Source organism: Flintibacter muris (assembly GCF_943192995.1).
GTDB classification, from domain to species: Bacteria; Bacillota; Clostridia; order Oscillospirales; family Oscillospiraceae; genus Lawsonibacter; species Lawsonibacter muris.
Map to the genome: position 1 here is coordinate 65,182 of NZ_CALPCP010000017.1, position 8,019 is coordinate 73,200.

Annotated in this window: 6 protein-coding genes; 4 read left to right on the forward strand and 2 right to left on the reverse strand. The window is 50.0% G+C overall.

From position 1 onward, the window contains the following. Positions 1-34: 34 nt before the first annotated feature. Both NFS22_RS13670 and NFS22_RS13675 read right to left on the reverse strand, forming a co-directional pair. Positions 35-1,225: an S-layer homology domain-containing protein gene (locus NFS22_RS13670; protein WP_251318308.1), complete on the reverse strand. Its 1,191-nt coding sequence runs from the start codon at positions 1,223-1,225 to the stop codon at positions 35-37. A gap of 821 nt (positions 1,226-2,046) precedes the next feature. Further along, positions 2,047-3,408, reverse strand: coding sequence for an IS4 family transposase (locus NFS22_RS13675; RefSeq protein ID WP_251318309.1), 1,362 nt, complete (start codon positions 3,406-3,408; stop codon positions 2,047-2,049). 1,078 nt (positions 3,409-4,486) lie between these two features. Between NFS22_RS13675 and NFS22_RS13680 the strand changes: the two genes are divergently transcribed. The 4 genes from NFS22_RS13680 to NFS22_RS13695 all read left to right on the forward strand — a co-directional run bounded on the left by NFS22_RS13680 (position 4,487) and on the right by NFS22_RS13695 (position 7,477). Next, positions 4,487-4,834, forward strand: a complete 348-nt coding sequence (locus NFS22_RS13680) for a plasmid mobilization protein (protein ID WP_251318316.1) — start codon at positions 4,487-4,489, stop codon at positions 4,832-4,834. A gap of 543 nt (positions 4,835-5,377) precedes the next feature. Next, positions 5,378-6,025: a hypothetical protein gene (locus NFS22_RS13685; RefSeq protein ID WP_251318310.1), complete on the forward strand. Its 648-nt coding sequence runs from the start codon at positions 5,378-5,380 to the stop codon at positions 6,023-6,025. A 31-nt stretch (positions 6,026-6,056) separates the two neighbouring features. After that, positions 6,057-6,617, forward strand: coding sequence for a hypothetical protein (locus NFS22_RS13690; RefSeq protein ID WP_251318311.1), 561 nt, complete (start codon positions 6,057-6,059; stop codon positions 6,615-6,617). A gap of 440 nt (positions 6,618-7,057) precedes the next feature. Next, positions 7,058-7,477, forward strand: a complete 420-nt coding sequence (locus NFS22_RS13695) for an RNA polymerase sigma factor (RefSeq protein WP_251318312.1) — start codon at positions 7,058-7,060, stop codon at positions 7,475-7,477. Positions 7,478-8,019: the final 542 nt, after the last annotated feature.

Sequence of the window (8,019 nt, forward strand, 5' to 3'; positions counted from 1 at the left end):
TATATGTTGTCAAGACGGCGAAAGTCGCCCAGATTTATTTTCCCATAGCGCGATACAGAAACGTAACAATCTGCCCACGGGTACAGGTTGCGGTGGGGGAGAAATTACCGCCGCCTGTTCCGCTGGTGATTTCGTTCTCTACCGCCCAAGCCACAGCTTGCGCATAGTCTGCATTGGCAGGAACGTCATCAAAATCGGCTTTGCCAGCAGGCGCAGGGCTTCCAGCCGCTTTCCACATATATTCCACAGTCATGGCGCGGGTACAGTCGGTATTTGCGCCAAAAGTGGAACCGGACACCAAACCCTTTTCGGCGGCCCACAGTGCCGCTTTGTAGAAATAATCGGCGGTCTTAACATCTGTAAAGGGGGTAGCCGCTGTCGGCTCCGGCGAACCGTTAGCACGCCATAGGAACGTTAAAATCTGCGCCTTGCTGCAAGTTGCGTTGGGGGAAAACGTGGTTTTGCTGGTGCCGCTGGTGATGTCCTGTTCAACCGCCCATTGTACTGCGTCTGCGAAGTAGTCACTCGCCTTTATATCAATGAAGGAATTTTTCGGTGCACGGATAGTATCAAACAGTTCCTTCATATTCTCGTCCAACGAAAAATAAAAACTATAACTTTTCATACCTTCGTAGCTATCTTCACTGGGATCGCAGTTGCCGCGATAGAATACGCTAATGTCTAGCTCATAAAGAGGGCCAAACCCAATTCCAACGTCATTCGCAAGAACAAAGGCAGAAGCGGGAATTGTGGTGGATTCTCCGGCTTTTAGAGAAACGATTTCTGAACCATCAGTACCCGATTCCAACATTCCTTCTACAAAATGGCCTTTGTTTCCCCACCAATCTTTTCCGTACTCGCAGACATACTTGCCATCATTACGATGGTATACACTCAAATAAACGCAGATTTCGTAATCAGAATTTCCGCTCACAGCTAAATCCTTATTACCTGTATTGGTAATCGTCCAGCTGTCGCTCTTGCTGATAGCATTGTAAAATTTTTCTCCTGGGGTTTCCTCTTCAGCCATTGCATTGAGCACTTGAGCCGAGACAGAAAGCTGATAAGTTTCCTCCTTCTCGTCCACAGAGTTGTTCCGGTGGATAGTGAATGTGCTTAGAATATCCTGTTCAGATGCTTCTTCTAAATCTTTGGCAAATGCTGGTATTGTCAGACCAAGACATAACGCCAAAGCCAGCGCAAGGGATAATAATTTTTTCTTCATCTGTTTTTCTTCCTCTCAAATTTAATTTCCAACGAAGCCCCGAAGGGCGGGCGGGGAATGTGCCCCCGCCCGGGGCTTTCGTTGGAAACACAAAGAGCGGGACCGAGTTTTTAATCTCAGCCCCGCCCTGATAAATCACGCAACGCGCACTATTTCCGAATCCGGCCTTGAAAACTTGCGCCGGTTTGGATATAATAGTCCCGTGGTGTAGTCAAGACTACTGTGCTGAGTGCCTACTTCACTCGTACAGGGCCGCAGGGTGTTACTAGCACCTTGCGGCCTGCCGCTTTTGTGTCTCCAAGGCTATTCTAACCTATCGCGGAAAAAATTGCAAGGATATTTTCGGAGAAAGTCTGCAAAACAGACTTTCTTACTTTTTTATCGACATTCCCCGGACTTGTTGATTTTTCGGTGGTGTTTTTGGATTCTTGCGGTTTTTGAAAATAACCGCTGATTTTTATATCATAAACAGGACATGTTGAAATTTGGATTTTTCCTTAACTTAACGGCCGTTTTGCAGGCGTTTGCCCTCAAAAAAACAGGGGCGGCAAAAATTATTTTTACAACATTTTGGGGACAAGTTGTGCTTTTAGGGCAAGCGTGACTTATGCAGGAAAAGAAGCACTCCAGCCGTTTTCTGCTACATTTCCGGGACATGTTGAGATTTTCGAAAGAGCGGTAATCTTGAACACAGATTTTCTGCCGTTAAATTATCACTGCACATTTTTTTGAAAAACCGGCCCTTTCGGGGCCGATTTTGGACTTTTTCAAAAAAATGCGGAAATGAGGGGGCGGAGGAACAAGCCCCCGCCCCCCGTTTTTTAGGCCGCAATGCGGTATGTGAACCAGCCGAAACCCTTCGCCCGAAGGTTTCGCTCGTCCTGCCGCCCTGGCCGGATTGGAACGGTGTGGCGGCTGATTTTCTGCATGACTTCTTTCCCGGTCATGTTTGGATTGTTGAGAAATTCTTTACAGAGAGTGACCGCCATTTTGAAGTTTACAGCATAGGCATACAGGCCATCGGTCGGTTGCTGAACAACAGTTTCCTGCACAATGCGGCTGGTGAAGTTAAAGGCAGTAAGAGCCGCGTAGATTTCCTGCTCCACAAAGTCATCCCGTTTGCCGTGGAGGTTCACCAGCCCCGCGCTGTACTTCAGGTCCCGGAAACTGGTTTCAATCCCCCAACGCCGGTGGTAAATCTCTTTCAAATCGTCAACGGTGAATGACCGGGGAAGTGAGGTCGCCAGCGTTTCAAAGTTTCCATTGTCCAGTTGGAACCGGACGATACGAAGCCGCATGGTGTAGGGGCTGGGGAAGTCCCACCGGGCGCGCCGGGTGGTGGAGCCGGGTTTGCTCTTTTTCGGCTGGGGGAGGTAGATGTGCCGGTTGCGCTTGTCCTCGTTAGTCTGGGTGGTGGATATTGTAAATGCAATATCGCAGTCCAGTTCCAACATAGGCAGGCGGGCGATTTCCCGCATAGCGGAGTGATTGTGCTTCACCCGAAGGACGAAATAGACATTTGAGGTGTTCATCAGGTGGGCCATAACGTTGTAGCTCTCATAGCCCCGGTCGAGGACAATAATGGTCTTGCGGTTGAAGTCGTTGCGCTTGAGCATTTCCAACAGTGCGCCCGGTTCGTCCTTCCTGGGTGCGGGCTGTATAACTGCGTCAAAGTAGGTGCGGTCGTAGATGTCAAACAGGGGGCTTAAATGTAATTGATTGTACCCCCTCGGCGCGCTGTTATTGCAAACGAAGCTGGGCGCGCCAGGGTCGCGGGCCATATTGACTGCGGTGCCGTCACAGGCCAGAACACGGTAGCCTTTGTAGTCGCGATTGGGCTGACCGTATGCACTGGAGGATGTGAAGTCCAAAAATACCTTACGGAATACAGCGGGCGGAATTTGACGGCGGCGCTGGGATACGGCGGCAGGGGTAGCGTCAATCCCGGCGCGGTGCAGCTCCTTTGCCAGTGGCCCGCCCTCGGCGGCGATCAGGAACTTGATGAGTTTCTCAGGCGGCAGCTTCTGGCTGCGGGCAATGTGGGCTATGTCCACATTGCAGGCCATAGCGCGCTCTAAATTACGCTTGTACAGGTCGGCGAGGGACAGCGGATTGTCCGCAGCCATTCCCTCAGATGTCGCTGCTTGACTGTCTGAAATGTGACGATTTTCAAACATTTCCATTGTTCTTTCCTCTTTTCGATAGTCTTTGAAACTATCGCCAGAAAAGCAAGAAAGACGCGCCCTCTCATCTGTGAGGGCGTCGCCTTTCCTATTCGTCACTTATTTGTTAATTAAAAAATGGTTTTCTTCTTGTCCCTGGCGTGTGCATACAGCACTACGAATTTGTCTGGGCGATAATTATGCTTTCATTTTAATAATGTGATACTGAGGCTGTCAAGTGGTCTGCGGCATTGTTCACGATTTTTTCATAATTAGCTAAACAGCACAACACAATTTGACGGATTGCGTTAAGGGCCAGATACACCGTATCTGGCCCTTAAATCGCTTAATTTAATGACATTGTCCTGTTCTCCCGTATAGGGATAGAGAAACGCCGCGTCTGCGTCGTATTCAGTTTTCATTTATTCTTTCTCAATGCTGTGTGCTGGTGGCTGGGCTGGCAGGGTTCCGGGCGGCATATCAAGGCTCTTTCCCTCAAAAGTATCTTCTCTTGACAAAGGGAAACAGAAAACTAATAACATAATAGGCTGTCAACCTTACACAAAGCACCGCTTCCAACAAAATCGGAGCGGTGTTTTTGTATGTGTTCTGGACATCGTGACCAGAAGCGCCCCCGCCCGTTTTCACCGTTCCGTCCACGGAGTCTCTGCCGGATTTATCCCCCGTCGCCGCGCCACCCATAGCACAGCCGGGGCTGCCTGTCAAGGGCAAAGCCGCCGCTGCGCGGCGGTGCTCCGCACCCTTGACTGGCTGTCCCGGCTGTGCTACCTCCCAAGGCGCGACGGGGGATATATCCTCCAGAGCCGCCCCCTTTCCCTGGATAGGGAAAGGGCGGGGGGATAGGGTCGAACCGCTTCTTTTCAAATCGCTATCTTTCCACGGCTGATATGTGGACAATTGGCAATTTCAACGCCCTGCCCCGCAAGGGTTTCCGGCCTTGGTTTCATAGGGGCTGGTATAGTATCATTCCCCAGGCCCGATTTATCGGGATACTGTCAACAATTTGAATTTATGGGAGGTATCTATGAACGGTAAAAAATCAACGTTTTGCAGCCTCCAAAGTCCGTCAACTGTGGTTGTGGGAAAGAAACGTGTTCGGAACACGCTGCTCCATGTTTGGCTGTCTCCAGATGAACGGGCAAAAATCCAGGAGCGCATGGCGGATGTGGGTATCCGCAACCTTTCAGCCTATGTGCGGAAAATGGCCCTCAACGGCTATGTGCTCCACGTTGACCTCGCTCCCGTCAAAGACATTGTTTCTCTGCAAAGGCGGTGTGCGAATAACCTCAATCAAATCGCGGTCCGAGCGAATATCAACGGAGGGGTTTACCCGGATGAAATCAAGGCCCTGCAAAAAGATTATGCGGACTTATGGGGGCCGCTTTCCGAACTGCTGGAGAGTCTTTCGGAAGTGGTTGCGCTGTAAGCGCGTAAGGCCTAGACGGGCCGCAGACAGGGAGGCCTCTGGACACCGTGTCCAGAGGCTTCCGACGGGTTTGGGGTGCAACCCCAACAAGCATTTTTGCGGAGCAAAAATGGCAAGTGTGGCTACACTTGCCCTGCTTGCCAAGAGTGCGCTCCCCTGGAATGGTGCAAAAATAGCTATTGCTACAACGGCTAATCGTCATTTTATCTTCCGTACCCCTTAATTTTTGCCACATTCTGCCGATATGAAAAATAGCAGGGTAAACAGTGGAAAAAGAGGTTGACAAATATGTTGTTTTGTGCCACCATTAAGCAAGCAAGCAAGCAAGCAAGCAAGCAAGCAAGCATAGCGTAGCTATGCGCTTTTGTTTTGCCTATATGGTAGGCACTTATTTAGCGTTGAAAGGCATTTTGTGTTGCATGGGGAACTGTGTGACATAAAGTGTCTTTTCCTTTTGTTCCACTGGTTGCCTTATTCTGTAAAAGACGAGGAGTGAATTATCCATTTCAAGAATTTTATGGAATAGAAAGGAGATTGTATGGTATGCGAATTGGTGGAATGAATAATCCTCTTGAAGCTGCCAGGTGGGGGAATACGCCTATCATCCAGAAAAAGGCGGTTGAAGCGTCTAAAAATGCAATGACGGATGATTTTGTTAAGAAACTCCAGGATTTAGCGCGGCGAGATGCTCAAAAAGGTGTTGGTATGAGCCAAGAGGCAATAGACCTCTGTCATGCACAGATGAGCAAGTATGTTTCTCCTGACCGTTCTGCTCCGATTGCACAGATGACGCAGGAACTGCAAAAGGCGGAGAAGGCGCACAAAGGAGAAGACCCCACTTTGGAATTTCTCGACAGGATGTTAGCGCAGTTCAAAGGCAAAGGAAGACCAGAGCGTATTGTGAAATCTTTCAGCGGGCTGGCTGGTGGCTGTTCTGGTAATCTTCATAGTACCCCCGAAAACCAGGTTGCTACGGTATTTTCGCCCGATGGGGAAGAAATTGCGCAATATAATACCAGCGGCGGTGGTTGGATGAATTTAACTACCAAGGCTGAAAATCAGTTTCTTGGGGATTCCAATGATGTTTATAAGCAAGCTTGGGATGCTGCACGTGCGGAGATTAAGAATGCAGCGCAGAAACAACCAGTGGCTTGCGAAGGGGAAACTGCGACTTTCGATGTTCGAGCATGAGATTATAACCATTACAGAATGAGGTGGAATTATGATTACGGGTTTTCAAAGAGTAAGCTCTCAGAATATAAATTTGGCGATGACGGGGCTACAAAATATGAAGTCAAATTATCCAGCCGCACGCTATGGACGGAGTGTAGACACTTACATTTCGGGTGATGGAGAATACAAAGTAAAGCCGGAAACGTCAAAATTGACGGATGAAATGGCTGCTTCTTTGGCAAAGAAATATGATGTCAAAAACATGACCCGCGACGAGTACGGCAGCTTACTGAAAGAATTGCGGAATTCTGGTGTTATTTCTTCTCAGGATTTTAGTGTCGGCTTTGGCGGTGCGGTTCCCTATAATGGGCCGTCCGGATTAACAATTGGAACGTCTGAGGACCCTGGGCTGGAAGCGTGGCCGTTTGGGAAAGAGAAAGGCGACTTTACGAAGATCCTCCGGGCTTGTGCTCAGTATTGTAAGGATTTTTCGTATTCTCAAGACAAAGATGGAAAAGGAAAGGAAATTAGCGATTCTATGTCTGGCTCATATCAACGTCTCCTGGAGGCTTTTGAACAGATAAGTAAGTGCCGGGACAAGGGAGAATGAAATTCTCTCAACCCAATAGTAGAACATTCCCGCCGAACCAGCCAAACACGGCATAATAAAAAAACCGTTGTTTTGGGGAGCGGTATACCTCTACGCCCAAATACTTTTTGAGCAACATAATGGCGGTTTTGAAACAACGGATCAAAACCGCCGTTTTCTTATGACTGACACGGCGGAAAAAGGAGGTTAAGCTGTGTCTTTTTATATTCCCCGCCCCTTTGAACTGTCAAAAAAAGCCCGCCTCCTCTAAAGGGGAGCCCTGGCCGCAACTGCGAAAATTGTAATATCCTGTCGCCCCGGTACGTCCGTATGGCCTTGCGCCATGCGGATATTTTTATACCCTGGAGCCTCTGGACACCGTGTCCAGAGGCCCGCTGCCGCTCCCCGCCCCTCCATTTCGATCTGTCCCTTTCCGCCCCGTATCGAAATGGAGGTTACTTATGACGACCATCAAATTGAATAACTACTACCCCCACCTGACCGAGTGTATCACCATGGAGGTGTCGGAGGAGATCGCTGTGACCCTCTCCATTGGAGGCCGTATGTGCGACAGCTACAAGCGGCGCAAGCGGGACCATGACGAGTGCTCCCTGGACGCTGACCCCGGCTTTGAGCCGGATGTGATGTTCCCGCCCCTGACCCCGGAGGAAATCATTCTGGACGAGGAAAACCGTTCTGTCCTCTACGCCGCTCTTGACCAGCTCCCGCCCATCCAGGCCCGGAGAGTGTATGCCCATTATATCTTGGGCAAGAAGAAGTCCGAGATTGCCAGGGCCGAAAATGTGGAGGGGAGTGCCGTTTGCGACAGTATCCGCCGGGGCCTGAAAAATCTCTCTGAACTTTTGAAAAATTTTCATTGAGGGGTATCCGAAATCGCCTAAAAACCGCCTGATAGGCAAGGAGGCTTATACGCTTTTTGAGGACAACTGAATATACAGTATTCCAGGCACAAAACCCGTGTGATGAGCGACGAAAGGCGCGCCGCCAGGACAGCCCGCTTGAGGAGGTGACAAAAGCGGGTCGAGCGATTAACGCAAGCCTTTGACCCGGCCCTGGCAAGCCGGGCGCGACGACAGCGCGGGGGACAATGAAACTTGCTCACGCCCTCCCATGGACTTGCGGGGGAGCTTCGCAATCCTGCGGAGCTATGACAGCCGGAGCCGCCGGCGGCCTGGGATGCTCCCCTGTGCCGGGGTGCGTGGCAAATACGGCGCAAGCATTTGTCAATTATAGATCGAAATGGATTGATCCCTGCTGGCCTCTGGACACCGTGACCAGATGTGGAGCAAGGTTGAAAGGCAGCACTTTTTCGGGTGCTGTCTTTCTGCGTTCCCCCACATCCTTGTGATTTGGGGCTGTCTTTGGTATAATATACTTGTAAAGGTTGACAGCTCCATTCCGA

Excerpts from the sequence above, each read along its gene's own strand:
- NFS22_RS13670 (WP_251318308.1), bottom strand. The coding sequence starts at position 1,225 with ATGAAGAAAAAATTATTATCCCTTGCGCTGGCTTTGGCGTTATGTCTT.
- NFS22_RS13675 (WP_251318309.1), bottom strand. The coding sequence starts at position 3,408 with ATGGAAATGTTTGAAAATCGTCACATTTCAGACAGTCAAGCAGCGACA.
- NFS22_RS13685 (WP_251318310.1), top strand. The coding sequence starts at position 5,378 with ATGCGAATTGGTGGAATGAATAATCCTCTTGAAGCTGCCAGGTGGGGG.
- NFS22_RS13690 (WP_251318311.1), top strand. The coding sequence starts at position 6,057 with ATGATTACGGGTTTTCAAAGAGTAAGCTCTCAGAATATAAATTTGGCG.
- NFS22_RS13695 (WP_251318312.1), top strand. The coding sequence starts at position 7,058 with ATGACGACCATCAAATTGAATAACTACTACCCCCACCTGACCGAGTGT.